Source organism: Legionella moravica DSM 19234, from assembly GCF_000423305.1.
Classification (GTDB): domain Bacteria; phylum Pseudomonadota; class Gammaproteobacteria; order Legionellales; family Legionellaceae; genus Legionella; species Legionella moravica.
In genome coordinates this window covers 110,328-126,627 of record NZ_KE384000.1, presented here as the reverse complement: position 1 = coordinate 126,627, position 16,300 = coordinate 110,328, and the positions used below count along the sequence as shown (strand labels likewise).

The following is a 16,300-nucleotide window of genomic DNA, read 5'->3' as shown; positions in this document are numbered from 1 at the left end:
GCTCTTATGCCCATTATTGAAATAACTATTTTTCAGATGGTTCTTTCGCTAAAACTGCTTCACGTTTTTTGTTTCCATCATTTTTTGCAGCACCACCTCGGTTACCTTGTTGGCCTCCTTGAGATTGCTGATTCGGGTTGGTGCGCTTCCGTTGCTGATTCGGATTGGTCGTTCCACCTGGATTGGCAGTATTGGTTCTTTGTTGCTGATTGCCACCTGGACGACGTCTGCGGTTTGGATTATTTTGTTGACGACGCTCGCCACCTTGTCCCTTGGCTACTTGTCGGGATTGATTGTGGTGACGGCCAGGGGTCTTTTTAGATTGATCAGACGTGGTTGGAGCTGACTCAGTATGTCCACCAAACAAGCTGGTCCATAAACGTTTGATAAAACTGTTTTGTGGGTGTTTTCTTGTTTGATGTTCAGTAAAGGATTTAACAGCTGGCTCATCATGAACGGCGGCTTCTTTATCGCTACTGGAAATTTGCAATTCAGGCTGTTGGATTAGAGTATAACTTGGCTTCTTGGACTTACCCACATTATCTTCTTTTAAGCGAGTTATAGAATATTGTGGGGAGTGCAAGTAGGGATTAGCAATAATCACGACGCTGACGCTGTGTCTTTTTTCAATATCTCTGATGAAATCACGTTTCTCATTCATAATGAAGGTAGCCATTTCAGCAGGGAGCTGTACTTGAATTTCAGCGGTCTTTTCTTTTAAGGCTTCTTCTTCAATCAAGCGAGTGATCGATAATCCGTGTGATTGAATATTTCGAACAGTACCACGGCCTTCACAACGCGGACAAATTTCCTGAGCGGTTTCTCCCAGAGACAATCTCAAGCGTTGTCGTGACATTTCCAGCAGGCCAAAGCGTGATATTCTACCGACCTGGATGCGTGCTCTGTCAGCTTGTAGTGCTTCTTTCAAACGGTTTTCAACATCGCGCTGGTTTTTGCTTGAACTCATATCGATGAAATCAATAACTACCAGGCCACCCAAATCACGCAGACGTAATTGGCGAGCGATTTCATCTGCCGCTTCAAGGTTTGTGTTTAGCGCTGTTGCCTCAATATCTGAGCCGCCCGTAGCCTTGGCAGAGTTAATATCAATAGAAACCAGTGCTTCAGTTCTGTCAATGACCAAGGCGCCGCCTGAAGGCAACATTACCTGACGTTGATATGCTGTTTCAATCTGGCTTTCAATCTGATAAAAATTAAACAAGGGAATGCTGCTGTTATAGAGTTTCAAATTGGGCAGGAATTCCGGTTTTACACGTTCAATGTATTGTTTTGCTTTGATATAGGAAATTTGATCATCAATGATGATTTCACTGATTGATTTTCGTAAGTTATCGCGAATGGAACGAATAATGACGTCACCTTCCTGATGAATCAGGCAAGGAGCCAGCTCGGAATTATAAGCTTGCTTTATGGATTGCCATTGATTGCAGAGCATGTTCAAATCGTCTTGCAGTTCTTCCTGGCTTTTGCCAACGCCTGCTGTACGGATTATCAATCCCATATCTTCAGGAAGGGTTAAAGCGTTTAATGTTTCACGCAATTCGTCGCGTTCGTCGCCTTCAATTCGTCTTGAAATTCCACCAGAACGAGGATTGTTGGGCATTAGAACAAGATAACAGCCGGCAAGAGTGATGAATGTAGTAAGAGCGGCGCCCTTATTTCCTCGCTCTTCTTTATCCACCTGAATCAGGAGTTCCTGGCCTTCGCGAATTAATGTGGTAATGGGTGGTTTATCATCACCAAAATCATCCGGGTTTCTGCTCAAATACTCAGGTGCAATTTCTTTTAAAGGCAGAAAGCCCTGGCGTTTTGAACCGTATTCGACAAACACGGCATCGAGACTTGGCTCTCTTCTTGTGACGATTGCTTTGTATATATTCCCTTTTTTCTTTACTTCGCCAGGACATTCTATATCCAGGTCAAATAAATGATTGTTTTTTATAAGTGCAACACGAACCTCTTCAGTTTGCATCGCGTTGATTAGCATTTTTTCCATCTGTAACCCCATATTTAGGGCGCAGGCATTTAAGTTGAGATAGTGTAAGGCTCTGTTTCGAACTGGTTTCATTTCTTCCAGAATGGGCTATGATGTTGATGTTCAGTGTTCCGCAGGCCTCATGCTTTGTTGCATGTCATGCTGCGGGATTCGAAAATCAATATCCTGGCTCCATCCCTTTGAATTGACAACAGTTCCTAGCCAAATAGTCCATAGGAGCGTATAAAAACACTCTTTTCGAACAATCAATGGCATGATCTTTAAGCTGACCCATGACCTTGTGGACAGACCGTACGCATGCTACCTGGATAATCAAAGGTGCACACTGTGAAATATACCGTTTACTTATTAAGTGGGTTGAAAAAAGAAGCCTTTTTATGAGGCGTGAGGAAGCCCGGAAATAATTCGTATTGGGTATAAAGCATGTCTGGCATGCGCAGGTATCTGTCGAAATATTAATCAATTTAGCTCTGGTATTGGGTCGCTTCCTTATATCTTCGACTTAAATGGAAGCGCATCTTGTTGTTCCTTAAGCATCAATCTTCTCATCATCAATGAGTAAATTAACCTGATTTTAAGACTTTTGGTTTAAGTTACAATTAAAATTCAAGCCATTTAGTTCATCTGGATCGATACTTCGTGTGTTGGATTTGTTATCAAATTAGCTAAAACAATAATAATCAGTAGATTTTTTATGCTATGATGATAAAAAATTTAGGTGATTACATGTATTTTAGTGAGTTAATTACAAATCTTTGTCGATTATTAATCGACTATTAAACTTTTTTTCTGTTTATGCGTTATAATTCGGTCGCTAGGGAATGTTCCCATGCGATATATAATCATATCAAAAAATTCACGCCCAGCAAACAGGTTTATTGACAATGAGTGAAGTTAGCTATAAAGAAATAGGCAATGAAGAAGAGGGGCAGCGTTTAGATAATTACTTAATTCGCATTTTAAAAGGTGTTCCGAAAAGTCATATTTATCGAATTATCAGAGGTGGTGAAGTTCGAATTAATAAAAAAAGATCTCAGGCCAGTTCTCGATTGCATGCAGGAGATATCGTACGAATTCCTCCAATACGAACATCGGACTCCAAAGAGGTGTTCGTTGGCGATGCTCTGGCACAACGACTCAATGAATGCATCATTTTTGAAGATCCATGTCTTCTGGTTCTTAATAAACCAGCGGGTATTGCTGTGCATGGGGGAAGCGGGTTGAGCCTTGGGGTAATCGAAGCATTGCGAAAAACCAGACCCGATTTGCCCTATCTGGAGTTAGTCCATCGATTGGACAAAGAAACTTCAGGCTGTCTTTTGCTGGCAAAAAAAAGAAGTACGTTGCGATCCATTCAGGCGTTGCTTGAAGCACGTGAAGTCCAAAAAACCTATTGGGCTTTGTTAACCCACCCCTGGGAAGGGAGCAAGAAAATTACTGTAAATGCAGCACTTGAAAAGAATACCTTAAAATCGGGTGAGAGGATGGTTCTGGTTAAAGATGATGGAAAGGCTTCTGAAACGGATTTTAAATTACTGGAAAATTACAAACAGGCCTGTTGGGTTGAAGCCAGCCCCAAAACAGGACGTACTCATCAGATTCGGGTTCATAGTGCTTATTTGGGACATGTTATTGTAGGCGATGAAAAGTACGGATCACTTGCAGGCGAGGTCGAAGGAATAGATAATCAACACAATCGTCTTTATTTACATGCACGATCCATTCAATTTAATTTGAATGGTACCAAGCAGCTTTTTCAGGCTAATGTAGATGATCGGTTTGCTAATACACTAAAAAATTTGCGTGCAAGGAGCTTAGTGAGCAATGAGTAATCCATATCAATTGGTCGTTTTTGACTGGGAAGGTACTGTTTCAGATACCTTGGGGCTGATACTCCACACAGTAGCTCATGAAGCCAACATACTTGGTTTTGGAGAGATTGATCCCTACCAGGCCAGAAAATATGTGGATTTGGGTTTAACAAATGCCTTAAAAAAATTATTTCCACATTTATCAAGCGAGCAACAGGAACAACTGATTCAAGCGGTACAGCATGCCATGATTACCCGGCCAACGGAAGTGTGTTTGCTTCCGGGAGCGCTGGAATTTATTCAGAAATTGAAGCAGGCACAAGTTGACATCGCTATTGCAACAAATAAAGGTCATCAATCGTTGCTCAGAGCACTGCAAGCATCAGGACTTGATGATTATTTTAAGGTGACACGTTCCGCAGGACAGGTTCCAGCCAAGCCTTGTCCGCAAATGTTAGAAGAAATTATGGACGAGTTTGGCAGAGATGCATCTACAACGTTGATGATAGGCGACTCCGCTATAGACATGGAAATGGCAACCAGTATCAATGTTGCTGCTATTGGGGTGGATTTTTACCATCAACAGGAGGACGCCCTTAAAACGGCCGGCGCCTTGGCAGTATTTGATGATTATAAGCTCTTGGCAGACTATTTAAAGTTGCCAAATATGGAATAGGGAGTAGGAACCAAATGAGTACTTTAACCAGTTTGCCTAATTTATTAACTTTGTTGCGCATAATACTTGTCCCGGTATTTATTATTGTATTTTATTTACCTTTCAAATGTGCCAATGCAGTTGCCGCGGGAATTTTTGCTGCAGCATCGTGCACCGATTGGCTTGATGGATATCTGGCTCGTAAATTGAAAATGATGTCGCCGTTTGGTGCTTTTTTGGATCCTGTTGCTGACAAGTTATTAGTATCCACCAGTTTGCTGTTGTTAGTGGGGGCGAAAGACATCAATTACATTACTATTCCTGCCATAGTCATTGTTGGCCGTGAGATCGTTATTTCAGGCTTAAGAGAATGGATGGCTGAAATCGGACGACGTGCAAGCGTGACAGTGGGTTATATAGGTAAAGTCAAAACTATGTTTCAAATGATCGCATTGATTTTGCTGCTGGCATTTAATCCTGTTAATTCCTGGTGGGGAAGTCTCGGATTTATTCTGCTGTATGTGTCTGCAATTTTGACTATTTGGTCTATGGTTGTTTACTTGGCTATTGCATGGCCAGACTTAATGAAAAAAAATTAATTTTGTAGTTGACAGGGTGTGAAAATTCGGTAAAATCACTCCCCGTAGAGACGCGGGAATAGCTCAGTTGGTAGAGCACAACCTTGCCAAGGTTGGGGTCGCGAGTTCGAGTCTCGTTTCCCGCTCCAAATTAAAGCGACGACAAAGTCGCTTTTTTTTTAGAGCAATAGAGATACTGATGGGGCTGTGTGGCAGAGTGGTCATGCAGCGGCCTGCAAAGCCGTGTACGCCGGTTCGATTCCGGCCTCAGCCTCCACAATGCATAGAATGCCCAGGTGGCGAAACAGGTAGACGCAAGGGACTTAAAATCCCTCGGTGGTAACACCATGCCGGTTCGATTCCGGCCCCGGGCACCAATCACATATCATGGCTCTTTCTAATTCTAAGAGAGCAGTCTTAATCACCAATAAAGCACCTAATTATCGCACTCTTAGCTTGATACTATCTTGTTCCATAGGAGATTCATTTATATGTCTTTTGATAAAATAGTTTGTGTGGGAAAAAATTATCTTGACCATGCTAAAGAGCTTGGAGATCCAGTACCAGAAAAACCCGTATTATTTCTGAAGCCAGCAAGTGTTCTTAAACAAGCTTCCTGCTGGGAGGAGCAATTGCATCTTGATTTTCCTTCTGAAGACACCGCCGTACAGCCTGAATGTGAAATCGTGCTTCGCATTGCCCAAGATGGGTATCAAATGACGTTTGAAGAAGCTAAAAATGCTATTTCAGGCATTACGCTTGGTCTGGATATGACTTTAAGAACGCGTCAATCTGAATTAAAAAAACAAGGCCATCCTTGGACTACAGCAAAAGTATTTAAAGATGCCGCCATTCTTGGCCCATGGATTCCCTATTCATTATTTAAAGATTATCTGGATACGGAATTTCAATTAATTATTGACGGTACTCCCAGGCAAGGTGCTAAGGGTGCAGATATGATGATGCATCCAGTAGATTTATTAGTATATATAAGTCAATTTTTTCCCTTGAAGTCAGGTGATGTTATTTATACTGGAACTCCAGCGGGAGTCACTTCGATATCCAGAGGTACAATTGCTGAAGTCCGCTGGAGTCATTATTTCTACACGGTACAATGGAAGTAGTGTTTTAGTACCTATCCGTTTCCAGAGTTGATTTGAACGGGTGGTGTTTTATTCGGTAATAACGGAACCAGATCAGCATACTCCTGGTTGCTCAGTATTTTAACTCGTTCATGGATGCTTAAGTCATTCCAATAGGTCTGGGTACTGATATGAATTTCTTCTTTATATCGTATCGCCCGAGAATTTTTTGATATCTGTGTTGCTAATTTGGGGTTAAGTTCTTTTAGGTCATGATAGTTCATTTTAACCAGTGGGCGTAAATGTTCTGGAATAGGAGTAATGACCAGTCTCAGATGATTCTGGTTTAATTCAACAGGTAAATGCGGGCTTTGTTTTCTGAACTCTGTGTAGGGCTGGTTATCATCCCATGTCCTTCCTGCGATCAGAATGGTTTGTTCTGAAATATCAAACCCTTTTTTCTTTTGGATTAATTTCTTTATATCCAGGCCGGTCACTGTTCTGCTGTTTTCAATGGTGATGCCAACGGATTGTCCCATTAAGGTTTTTAAAAAAATACGCATAAGCAATGCCCCCTAATCAAGACGTGTGATGCTCAGTCAGCCTTGTACTAATTATAATACAATAATAAGAAAAATCCCGAGTACCGTCTGTTGAGTACTCGGATTGAGAGGTTTGATAACGAGATAAGGTGCTAATTAGGCAGCTGGCGCCGAATTATGAACATCGTTTTCGATGTCATCCAATAATTCGGAGGACTTCGTCTTATGAACAAAAAAGAACGACTTGTTCGTTGCCAGGTTAAATAGCCCTTTTATGATCAGTCCTACTCCCAGAGTTAAAATTCCCAAGGCAAAATTGACTAAAAATTCTGTCCATCCTCGGTGCTTGTCCAGTTTGCTATGTGCTGAATTTATAAGTGTTTTACATGTGGATTCAAATTTATTATAGGCTTGAGGGCTAGGGGCGCTAAAATAAAGGTCTCCAGCTATTGCTATGTTCATATGGAGGTCATTTGCCGCGTTCCAGGCTTTGTCCAATGCGTCAAATTTTTCAGGATTGGAAATGTGTTCATTTCGGCGTGTGGCAAGATCATCCATTTTGTTTTTAAGCGAATCAAGATGTTTTTGAAACTCTTGTTGCGCTAACAGTATTTTCATTGATAGAGGCTTATCACTGTTTGTTCGTTGTTCTTCATCATCCTGTCCGAGTGCAATTTGCCCTGTTGCCAGCATATGTGCCAATTGCTCACGGGTATCTGAAATCTCGTCTTCAGGATGAACATTTTGAGTATCTTGCTCTAATTGCTGGCTTGCAGGCAGAGTTCGCTCTACCTTGTCGCGTGCCAAAAGTTCTTCATCCTGAAGTCGTCTAGCTAATTGCTCACTTTCAAGAAGGTTTTTTTCTCGTTGTTCCATCTCAAAACGCTCAATAGCCTGTAATGCTTCAGCTAATTCTCTATTTGGATCTTGCTCATTAGGCAGTGTAGCTTCAACGTTTACAGGAAAAAAAGATTGTGGCACAGGTGCCATAAGCCGATTGATTAATTGTTGTTCTTCTGCGTTTAATGTTGGTTTAAATTCGTCAAGAGCTCTTATCCATTGCTCAAATATCAGATTATGTTCCACTTCTACAAAGTCATATTCCTCAATGAATCGGCGGGTAATTTCAGATAAACCGTTCCCCAATAATCGAATAGCATAAATTTTGGGAACTGAATTAATGTTATTAAGGTATTTGAGTATTTGAGTCACTGCGATATTTAGTTCCGCAAATTCAGTTTCAAATTGTATTGACTCATTGTGCTTCTCCTGAGTCCGTGCAGTAATCTGAACATGCTTTTTTAATAATTCGAAGCCAAAAGGATTGACTCCAATGTTTTGACCTAAAAGTTGAATGATTTCATTGAGTTGGGTATCGTCCTGGTTTTGAATATCAAGACTTTCCAAGCCTCTATCCGTGCGTTCCCAATGGCCACCAAATTGCGCACCATCAATTCCTCCTTGATGAAAAATATGAACTGTGGACAGTGCATTGGAGGCTTCCAATTGAGTGGCCTCCCCTTCCTGAGGATGATAAATCAAACTTAGACCTAATTCTTTGCTGGCGTATTGATATACTTCGTCAGGAGCCAAACTGGCGTAACGACTGGTATCAGGTTGTACTTCTGTCATGCTGTTGATATACAGTTCAGGTGACGTGTCACTCGCTGCGGCCAGGCTGGGAAGAAGTTCGTCATGGGCCATGGGTTCTTTCATAAACGAACGTAATACCGGGCCTAATATGATTTGCGTATCAAATGCATTATAACACTTCAATATACCGGCGAATGTGCTCCAGGTAAATTCAGCAGGATTGAATCCATAAAACACCGCGAATTTATCTTTTAAAATAGAATAACCCGCTGTATGTTGATTGTCATAGAGCCCATTTTCCCCAAATTTTAAAACTTCCAATTTTATTTCAGGAGTAAGTGCATGTAATGGACAGTTATTCAATACTGCTGAGAGTTTGGGAAATGGCATTGGTTATACTCCAATTTAACATCAAGAAATTATAGGGTAGTTACGTTAAGGAATTATTAAGGATGCACCAAAATTAGGCACAAAGGCAATAGGTTGGATGAGTTTTTGGCGTAGAGGAAAGAAGCTTTTGATAATAACCTATGGATCTGCGAATTGGGTATATCACCTGGCTCAGTTTTTCTCTACAATAGAACTTTAAATCAAATTAATGCAATTATGTATAAACCATTAGCTCTTTTTATAGGGTTACGTTACACCAGATCCAGAAAAAAAAATCATTTTGTCTCTTTTATATCATTAAGCTCGATGTTGGGTATTGGCATGGGAGTAATGGTATTAGTGACCGTCTTGTCCGTTATGAATGGCTTTGATCATGAAATTCATAAACGATTTTTTGGTATGGCTCCAGAAATTACTATCACTGGACCAGATGAAAAATTAACAGATTGGCCCGCCCTGGAAAATAAAATCAAAGCCATCCCTCAGATCAAGGCGATTGCTCCTTATGTTGGTGGTCAAGGTTTGTTGACTCATGATGGGCAAGTTCTACCTATAGTGCTTACGGGTGTTTTGCCAGAAAAAGAAATTGCAGTAACTCATCTTAATGATAAGTTGCTGGCTGGAGATATGAACAACCTGAAGCATTTTGGCATTATTCTAGGTAAAGGCCTGGCTGACACCCTTGGGGTGATGATGGGAGATAAAGTGACCATCATGATTCCGCAAGCAACAGTAACTCCGGCAGGCATGATTCCTCGTTTTAAACGATTTACAGTAGCGGGTGTGTTTTCTGCAGGTACTGGATTTAACTTTGACACCAAACTGGCCTTTATCAACCTGGCTGATGCCCAAAAACTGTTGCAGTTAGGCGATGATGTTACTGGCCTTAAAATGAAGATTGATAATGTTTATCAGGCTCCTGAACTTTCAGAGCGCTTATCCAATCTATTAGGTGAAGAGTATCAGGTAGGAAATTGGACTCAACAATTTGGTGCATTTTTTGAAGCAGTAAAAATGGAAAAAACCATGATGTTTCTTATATTAATGCTCATCATTGCAGTTGCAGCATTCAATCTGGTTTCTTCCTTAGTGATGGTAGTGAATGACAAACAGGCTGAAATTGCTATTTTAAGAACAATAGGCGCTACACCATCCACCATACTCTGGGTGTTTATTGTTCAAGGGATGATGGTAGGAATAGTCGGCACCGGAATTGGGTTGGCTGGTGGTTTGGTATTAGCAAAAAATGCTACTGCCATAGTCAATTATTTACAGAACCTGTTCAACGTAAAAGTATTGTCTTCAAGTATTTATTTTGTCGATTATTTACCATCAGAAATCTTGTTTAGTGATTTATGGCATGTCTGTGTTATGGCTTTATTAATGAGTTTTGCTGCTACAATTTATCCTGCCTGGCGCGCTTCAAAAACAGTGATTGCGGAGGCTTTGCATTATGAGTGATTCTATTTTATACAGTCAAAAATTAGTCAAATCTTATAATGACGGCGCTTCAAGAGTGGACGTGCTGAAAGGAATCGATTTGAGGGTAGCGAAAGGCGATAGTATCGCGATAATTGGCCCATCCGGTTCTGGAAAGAGTACTCTGTTGCACTTGCTGGGAGGTTTGGATAAGCCAACAAGCGGTTCAGTCTGCATTAATGATGTGAACTGGCAAAAAATTAGTGAAAAACAGCGTTGTCAATTGCGTAATCAACGGTTAGGATTTGTATATCAGTTTCACCATTTGTTACCTGAATTCACAGCCCTTGAAAATGTGGCCATGCCCTTATTAATTGCGGGGATGCACGTCAAGCAGGCAGAGCAAAAAGCAAGTGATATGCTGGAACATGTTGGTTTAAAGCCAAGAATGGAACATAAACCTGCCCAACTTTCAGGAGGAGAGCGGCAGCGAGTCGCAATTGCCAGAGCCTTGGTGCACCAGCCTCACTGTGTTTTGGCAGATGAGCCTACAGGCAATTTGGATCAGGCAACAGCCACTAAAGTGTTTGATTTAATGCTGGATTTGAACAAGCAAATGAAAACAGCTTTGGTGATCGTAACGCATGATCAGCAAATCGCCAAACGTATGGATAGAATTATGATATTGCATGAAGGGACTCTATCAGTGCAGGATTAGTTTTATAACAAGGAGCAATAAGGATGTTTAAACAAGTTGATGGAACAGTAGAAAAACCGAATGTTGATTTATTAGAGGATACCAAACGGGATACTGCCCCCGTATCACAAAAAATCCCGTTGAGATTTTTTGCTCACAGAAGAGACAGATCCATTTCGTATCCTTTGATTACTAGAAAGGCAGATGGATCTGAAGAAGGTCAATCTACAGAGCAATCCCGGGAAAGCCAATTAATAAAGTTTCTTAAAGAAAAAGACAGCAAAACTTATGATAGAGTAGACTTTGGTACCCCTGTTTTGCGCCAATCCGAGAATAAGAAGCTCGAGGTTTCCAAGTCTCATGGGTGTCAGCAATCGGAACCCCAGCCGGATAATGAAATTACCCAGGCTGAGTATAAATCGCCACGCCCCTAAAATAGAATTAATAATCAGCATGACCTGGTGTGCGTGGGAATGGAATCACATCACGCACATTGGCTACACCGGTAACGTAACTGATTAATCGTTCAAAGCCCAAACCAAATCCTGAATGAGGTACTGTGCCATAACGGCGCAGATCTCGATACCATTGGTAATGTTCTTTATTCAGGTTGCATTCATCCATGCGTTTATCCAGAATCGCCAATCGTTCTTCCCTTTGGCTTCCTCCGATAATTTCGCCTATGCCGGGTGCTAAAACATCCATAGCAGCAACCGTCTTTTCATCATCATTCAGCCTCATATAGAAGCCTTTAATCTCTTGAGGGTAATTGGTTATAATTACAGGTTTCTTGCAGTGCACCTCTGCCAGAAAACGTTCATGTTCTGATTGCAAATCAAGCCCCCAACTGACCGGAAACTCAAATTTGTGGTCTGTGGCTTCAAGAATTTTAATGGCATCAGTATAGGTCATTACCTCAAAATCGGAATCTGCTATAAGTTCTAACCGCTCAATACAACCTGGTGCGACAAACTGGTTAAAAAAGTCCATATCATCAGCGCGTTCATCAAGAACTGTTTTGCATAGATAGCGCAGCATCTGCTGGCTTAAATCACAGATGTCGTTTAACGTTGCAAAGGCAATTTCTGGCTCGACCATCCAGAATTCGGCTAAGTGACGGCTGGTATTGGAGTTTTCTGCACGGAACGTAGGGCCAAAGGTATAGACTTTGGACATGGCCATACAATAAGCCTCAAGGTTTAATTGCCCCGAAACGGTAAGAAAAGTTTCTCTCCCAAAAAAATCCTTCGTGAAATCAATTTGTCCTTGATCATTTTTCGGGATATTCAACAAATCAAGGGTTGAAACTCGAAACATCTCGCCGGCACCTTCACAATCACTGGCAGTGATGATAGGAGTATGAATCCAGAAAAAACCTTTTTGATCGTAAAATCGGTGAATGGCCTGAGCCAAACAATGGCGAATCCGGGTTACCGCACTGATGGTATTGGTGCGTGGTCGCAGATGAGCGACGTCTCTCAAAAACTCGAGGGTGTGTCTTTTGGCCTGGATGGGATAACTGTCGGGATTTTCTACCCAGCCAGCAACTTCAATGTGCTCCGCCTGGATTTCAAAAAGCTGTCCCTTACCTTGGGACGCAACCAATTTACCGGTAGCAATGATGGAGCAACCTGCGTTCAGTTTTATTACTTCTTCATGGTAATTGGATAAGCTGTCTGTAGCTACTAACTGTATTGGAGAAAAACAGGAGCCGTCATGCAGATTGATAAAGGATAAACCCACTTTAGAATCCCGCCGGGTTTTCACCCAGCCTCTTACAGTAACGGTTTCATCAACGCTGATTTCACCATCCAGACATTGTTTTATAGTAAAGACTTCTGTCATTATGTACTCCAAAATCGATAAAGGCATTTAAAGGGCTGTTGACCTTCCTGCTCAGTTGATAAAATGGTCTGATTTTCTGCGTGCCTATCCTTGGATGCTGCGCTTCAATAATCGAACATCAGGCCATTTTGGCTCAAGCTAGCAAAATCGAAACAGCCGCTTGTTTAGTATGTGATGATACACTAAATAAAATCAGTGGGGGAACACTATGTTGCAAAGAGTTTTATTAGTAGTGCTGTGTTTTTGTTCTTTTTTAGCTACTGCTGGCGATACTGTATTAAAACTGTATAGACCATTTGGTGAAGTGGTTGAGCAAATTGCACCTGTAGTCAAAAATAAAGTGTCTGGGGAATGCTTTTCCCAGTCACAGTTAATTGTTCGCGAAGACGCATGGCGTTGTCAGGCTGAGGGTAGAATTTATGATCCCTGTTTTGTCAAAGCAGGGCGTAACTCAATGGAGGCTTTATGCCCTCAGTCACCTTGGGATAGTGACAGTGTGTTAATCCAGGTGAGTGCTCCGCTAAATAATGAGAACCATACTCTTCTGGATATGTCGCGCGCTTTTCCCTGGGCTATTGAATTGACAAATGGCGAGCATTGTCAGGCGATTGAACCCACCGAGGTTTATGATGCCATGCCCATACGTTATCGTTGCAGCAATGAACATGTTTTAATGGGTTATCTTCAGCGATGCAGGACGGTATGGAGCATGTTAGAGAAAACAGCTCAGGGGGTTGTGACTGTCGAATTCAGCAGAGCATGGTTTTAATGCAACAGTTGCTTCGATTTTGTGAAGCTCTATCAGGGCTTGTCCGTAAAGCGATGAGAATTTATTGATGAGTTGCTCATACACCCTGATTCTGGTTTGAATCAATTTAAAATTTACTGAACCTATACAATCTCATTGGTATAAGTTACCTCTGGACATGACTGTTTTTTTGTCATGTTCAGAGATAAGTAATTGAAAGGGCGTAGTCATTTGCTTTATTTTGGCGAAGCATTTTGAAAAGCCGGAATAGTCAAACAATAGTCGTTTATTGCATTGATTAACGGGTAAGGATCCATAGCAAAATTGAAACGATGCGCATTATAAACCTGTGGTATTAAACAAAGATCAGCAAGACTGACTTTATTGCCGTAGCAAACCGGTTCGCTGCGCTCCAGATGTTTCAATCGATCTTCAAAGGCATCAAATCCGGTTTTTAGCCAGTGATGATACCAATCCATCACTTGATCTTCATTGGCATTGAACTGTTCCTTCAGGCGGTTGAGTACCCTCAAATTGTTAAGAGGGTGCATGTCGCAAGCCACAATTAAGGCTAACGATTTTAAAGTAGCCTTCATGAGTGGATCTTCAGGAAGTAACGGAATTTCAGGATGGATTTCATCCAGATATTCTATAATCGCTAAGGATTGGTGGATTATATGACCATCAACCTCCAAACTGGGAACCAGACCTTGAGGGTTTATTTCTTTATATTCTGGCTTATTCTGTTCGCCATCATTATGGATTAAATGCACTTCCTTTTTGTCATAGGCAATCTTTTTGAGATTCAGAGCAATGCGAACCCTGTAACAGGCTGTAGAGCGGAAATAGTCATACAAAATCATGAAGGATCCTGTTGATGGCGTTGAACGGTTTGATCTATTGCGCCAAAAATACTGTTGCCCTGTTCATCCAGCATTTCGATTCGGATGGAATCACCAAAACGCATGAAGGGGGTTTTAGCCTCGCCTGATTCAATAATTTCCAACATTCTTTGTTCAGCGATACACGAAGACCCTTTGCTGCGATCCAGATTGGATACTGTTCCAGAACCTATAATGGTACCTGCAGTTAATGTTCTTGTTTTAGCTGCATGCGCAATCAAATCAGGAAAGGAGAAGGTCATGTCAATTCCGGCATTAGGTTGGCCAAATAACGTATCATTCAAATGACTTAAAAGTGGCAAATGAACACGCTGACCATCCCAACTGGAACCTAATTCATCAGGAGTAATTGCTACTGGAGAAAAACTGCTGGCCGGTTTTGATTGAAAGAAACCGAATCCTTTTGCCAGTTCACCAGGGATTAGATTGCGGAGCGACACATCATTAACCAGCATTAAGAGTTTAATATGTTGTTGCGCTTGTTTGCTGTCGATACCCATGGGAACATCATCAGTGATGATGGCAATTTCGGATTCAAAATCAATGCCATAGGATTCACTGGCTACAATAACGGGGTCTCTGGGGCCAATAAAGGCATCAGAACCTCCTTGATACATTAAAGGATTAGTCCAAAAATCAGCAGGCATTTCTGCTCCTCGAGCCTTTCGGACTAACTCTACATGATTCACATAGGCACTGCCATCAGCCCATTGATACGCTCTGGGAAGAGGGGAGGTGCAGTTTCGAGGCTCAAAATCAAAAGAGCCTTTTAGCGATTGTTCATTCAGTTGATGATAGATGGCTTTCAGGTCGGCTTCCACCAGAGCCCAATGATCAAGGGCATACTGTAAATTGGGAGCGATAGAAGTGACTTTGATTGCGGTGGTCAATGATTGATTGACCACACATAATTCTCCATCACGAGAAGACGATGATTTTAAGCTGGCAAGTTTCATGTAGACCTCTTAATTGTACTCTTTCAGGGTTCCGCGTTTGACTTGATCTCGTTCAATCGCTTCAAATAAAGCCTGGAAGTTACCTTCACCAAATCCCTGGTTTCCTTTACGTTGAATAATCTCAAAAAATACAGGTCCAAAAATATTTTCAGTAAAGATTTGCAGCAATAATCCATGCTCTGGATCGAGTTCACCATCCATGAGAATTTTTTCAGCATTCAGTAGGCTTACTGGTTCTTGATGCCAGGGAAGACGTGTATCGAGCATTTCATAGTAGGTATCTGGAACATCAAGGAATTTAACGCCTTGCCTTCTTAAACTATGAACGGTTTTATAGATGTCATCAGTAGATAAAGCGATGTGCTGTATGCCTTCCCCTTTATATTCATGCAGGAACTCTTCAATTTGAGAGAGATCATCCTTGGATTCGTTCAATGGAATCTTGATTTTTCCACAAGGACTTCCCAAGGCTCTACTGACCAGACCGGTCATTTTTCCTTTTATATTAAAAAAACGAATTTCCTGAAAGTTAAAGAGCGATTCATAAAATGCCGCCCATTTATCCATGTTACCTCGGTATACGTTATGGGTCAGATGATCGATGTGAACCAGACCGTTCCCAACAACGGGAGCGGTATTTTTTATGTTCCATTTTTGGGCAAAGGGTTGATGAGTGTCATCAACAAAATAAATGACGCTACCGCCTATGGCTTCAATAGCGGGTAAACCGTGATGAGCATGAGCAGAATCTTCAAATGCAGTAGCCCCATGCGATATGGCGTATTGAAAAGCAGCCTTGGCATCTTTAACCTTGAAGCCCATTGCACAGGCTCCAGCGCCGTGAGTTACGGCATGAGCTGCTGCCTGGCATTGGCTTGCTGCATTGACTATGAACTCTATATCACCTTGTTTAAATAATGTAATGTCCTGTTCCTGATGCGTTGCAACGGGCTGGAACCCCATATCAATAAATTGTTGATGTAATTTATTTTTATCTGGCCCTGAAAATTCCAAAAAGGCAAAGCCATCTAATCCGCAGGGGTTATTCTTTGTATGCATTATCAG

Annotated in this window: 15 protein-coding genes and 3 tRNA genes; 11 read left to right on the top strand and 7 right to left on the bottom strand. The window is 41.5% G+C overall.

Annotated features, from left to right (window positions below; all coding sequences use genetic code 11):
- Positions 1-25: 25 nt before the first annotated feature.
- Positions 26-2,017, bottom strand: a complete 1,992-nt coding sequence (locus tag G543_RS17875; RefSeq protein ID WP_081675676.1) for an Rne/Rng family ribonuclease — start codon at positions 2,015-2,017, stop codon at positions 26-28.
- 884 nt (positions 2,018-2,901) lie between these two features.
- Here G543_RS17875 and G543_RS0112450 point away from each other — a divergent pair.
- The 7 genes from G543_RS0112450 to G543_RS17870 all read left to right on the top strand — a co-directional run bounded on the left by G543_RS0112450 (position 2,902) and on the right by G543_RS17870 (position 6,185).
- The gene (locus tag G543_RS0112450) at positions 2,902-3,849 is read left to right on the top strand and encodes an RluA family pseudouridine synthase (protein WP_028384815.1); all 948 of its coding nucleotides are present in this window, start codon (positions 2,902-2,904) and stop codon (positions 3,847-3,849) included.
- Positions 3,842-4,504, top strand: coding sequence for an HAD family hydrolase (locus G543_RS0112445; protein ID WP_028384814.1), 663 nt, complete (start codon positions 3,842-3,844; stop codon positions 4,502-4,504). Before G543_RS0112450 ends, G543_RS0112445 begins: the two co-directional genes overlap by 8 nt.
- A gap of 14 nt (positions 4,505-4,518) precedes the next feature.
- A complete protein-coding gene (gene pgsA, locus G543_RS0112440; RefSeq protein ID WP_028384813.1) occupies positions 4,519-5,082 on the top strand; it encodes a CDP-diacylglycerol--glycerol-3-phosphate 3-phosphatidyltransferase in 564 nt (187 codons plus the stop codon).
- 52 nt (positions 5,083-5,134) lie between these two features.
- Positions 5,135-5,210: transfer RNA gene (locus G543_RS0112435), tRNA-Gly, on the top strand.
- 54 nt (positions 5,211-5,264) lie between these two features.
- Positions 5,265-5,338 (top strand) — tRNA-Cys (locus G543_RS0112430).
- 13 nt (positions 5,339-5,351) lie between these two features.
- A tRNA-Leu gene (locus tag G543_RS0112425) sits at positions 5,352-5,438 on the top strand.
- 114 nt (positions 5,439-5,552) lie between these two features.
- Positions 5,553-6,185: a fumarylacetoacetate hydrolase family protein gene (locus G543_RS17870; RefSeq protein ID WP_051190694.1), complete on the top strand. Its 633-nt coding sequence runs from the start codon at positions 5,553-5,555 to the stop codon at positions 6,183-6,185.
- 11 nt (positions 6,186-6,196) lie between these two features.
- On the opposite strand, the gene G543_RS0112415 is transcribed toward G543_RS17870, so the two are convergent.
- Together G543_RS0112415 and G543_RS0112410 are read right to left on the bottom strand one after the other, a co-directional pair.
- Complete coding sequence (locus G543_RS0112415) at positions 6,197-6,706, bottom strand: ubiquitin-like protein (RefSeq protein WP_028384812.1); 510 nt, start codon at positions 6,704-6,706, stop codon at positions 6,197-6,199.
- 135 nt (positions 6,707-6,841) lie between these two features.
- On the bottom strand, positions 6,842-8,668 hold the full coding sequence (locus tag G543_RS0112410) for a hypothetical protein (RefSeq protein WP_028384811.1): 1,827 nt from the start codon (positions 8,666-8,668) through the stop codon (positions 6,842-6,844).
- 216 nt (positions 8,669-8,884) lie between these two features.
- Between G543_RS0112410 and G543_RS0112405 the strand changes: the two genes are divergently transcribed.
- The 3 genes from G543_RS0112405 to G543_RS0112395 are packed head-to-tail and all read left to right on the top strand — an operon-like array spanning position 8,885 to position 11,218.
- Positions 8,885-10,129 carry a lipoprotein-releasing ABC transporter permease subunit gene (locus G543_RS0112405; RefSeq protein WP_028384810.1) on the top strand — a complete coding sequence of 415 codons (1,245 nt, stop codon included), beginning with the start codon at positions 8,885-8,887 and terminating at the stop codon, positions 10,127-10,129.
- Positions 10,122-10,805, top strand: a complete 684-nt coding sequence (lolD, locus tag G543_RS0112400; protein WP_028384809.1) for a lipoprotein-releasing ABC transporter ATP-binding protein LolD — start codon at positions 10,122-10,124, stop codon at positions 10,803-10,805. Before G543_RS0112405 ends, lolD begins: the two co-directional genes overlap by 8 nt.
- 23 nt (positions 10,806-10,828) lie before the next feature.
- The gene (locus G543_RS0112395; RefSeq protein WP_028384808.1) at positions 10,829-11,218 is read left to right on the top strand and encodes a hypothetical protein; all 390 of its coding nucleotides are present in this window, start codon (positions 10,829-10,831) and stop codon (positions 11,216-11,218) included.
- A 7-nt stretch (positions 11,219-11,225) separates the two neighbouring features.
- Here G543_RS0112395 and asnS read toward each other — a convergent pair whose 3' ends face one another.
- Positions 11,226-12,629, bottom strand: coding sequence for an asparagine--tRNA ligase (asnS, locus tag G543_RS0112390; protein WP_028384807.1), 1,404 nt, complete (start codon positions 12,627-12,629; stop codon positions 11,226-11,228).
- A 208-nt stretch (positions 12,630-12,837) separates the two neighbouring features.
- Here asnS and G543_RS0112385 point away from each other — a divergent pair, with 208 nt between their 5' ends.
- Positions 12,838-13,398 carry a hypothetical protein gene (locus tag G543_RS0112385; protein WP_028384806.1) on the top strand — a complete coding sequence of 187 codons (561 nt, stop codon included), beginning with the start codon at positions 12,838-12,840 and terminating at the stop codon, positions 13,396-13,398.
- Positions 13,399-13,613: 215 nt separating this feature from the next.
- Here the strand turns inward: G543_RS0112385 and maiA are convergent, their stop codons facing one another.
- Genes maiA through hppD form a run of 3 tightly spaced genes read right to left on the bottom strand, consistent with a single transcriptional unit; the run spans position 13,614 to position 16,294 of the window.
- Positions 13,614-14,240 (bottom strand): maleylacetoacetate isomerase, encoded by a 627-nt coding sequence (gene maiA, locus G543_RS0112380; protein ID WP_028384805.1) that lies wholly within the window; start codon positions 14,238-14,240, stop codon positions 13,614-13,616.
- Positions 14,237-15,235: a fumarylacetoacetate hydrolase family protein gene (locus G543_RS0112375; protein WP_028384804.1), complete on the bottom strand. Its 999-nt coding sequence runs from the start codon at positions 15,233-15,235 to the stop codon at positions 14,237-14,239. Before G543_RS0112375 ends, maiA begins: the two co-directional genes overlap by 4 nt.
- Positions 15,236-15,244: 9 nt before the next feature.
- Positions 15,245-16,294 carry a 4-hydroxyphenylpyruvate dioxygenase gene (gene hppD, locus G543_RS0112370; protein WP_028384803.1) on the bottom strand — a complete coding sequence of 350 codons (1,050 nt, stop codon included), beginning with the start codon at positions 16,292-16,294 and terminating at the stop codon, positions 15,245-15,247.
- Positions 16,295-16,300 lie beyond the last annotated feature (6 nt).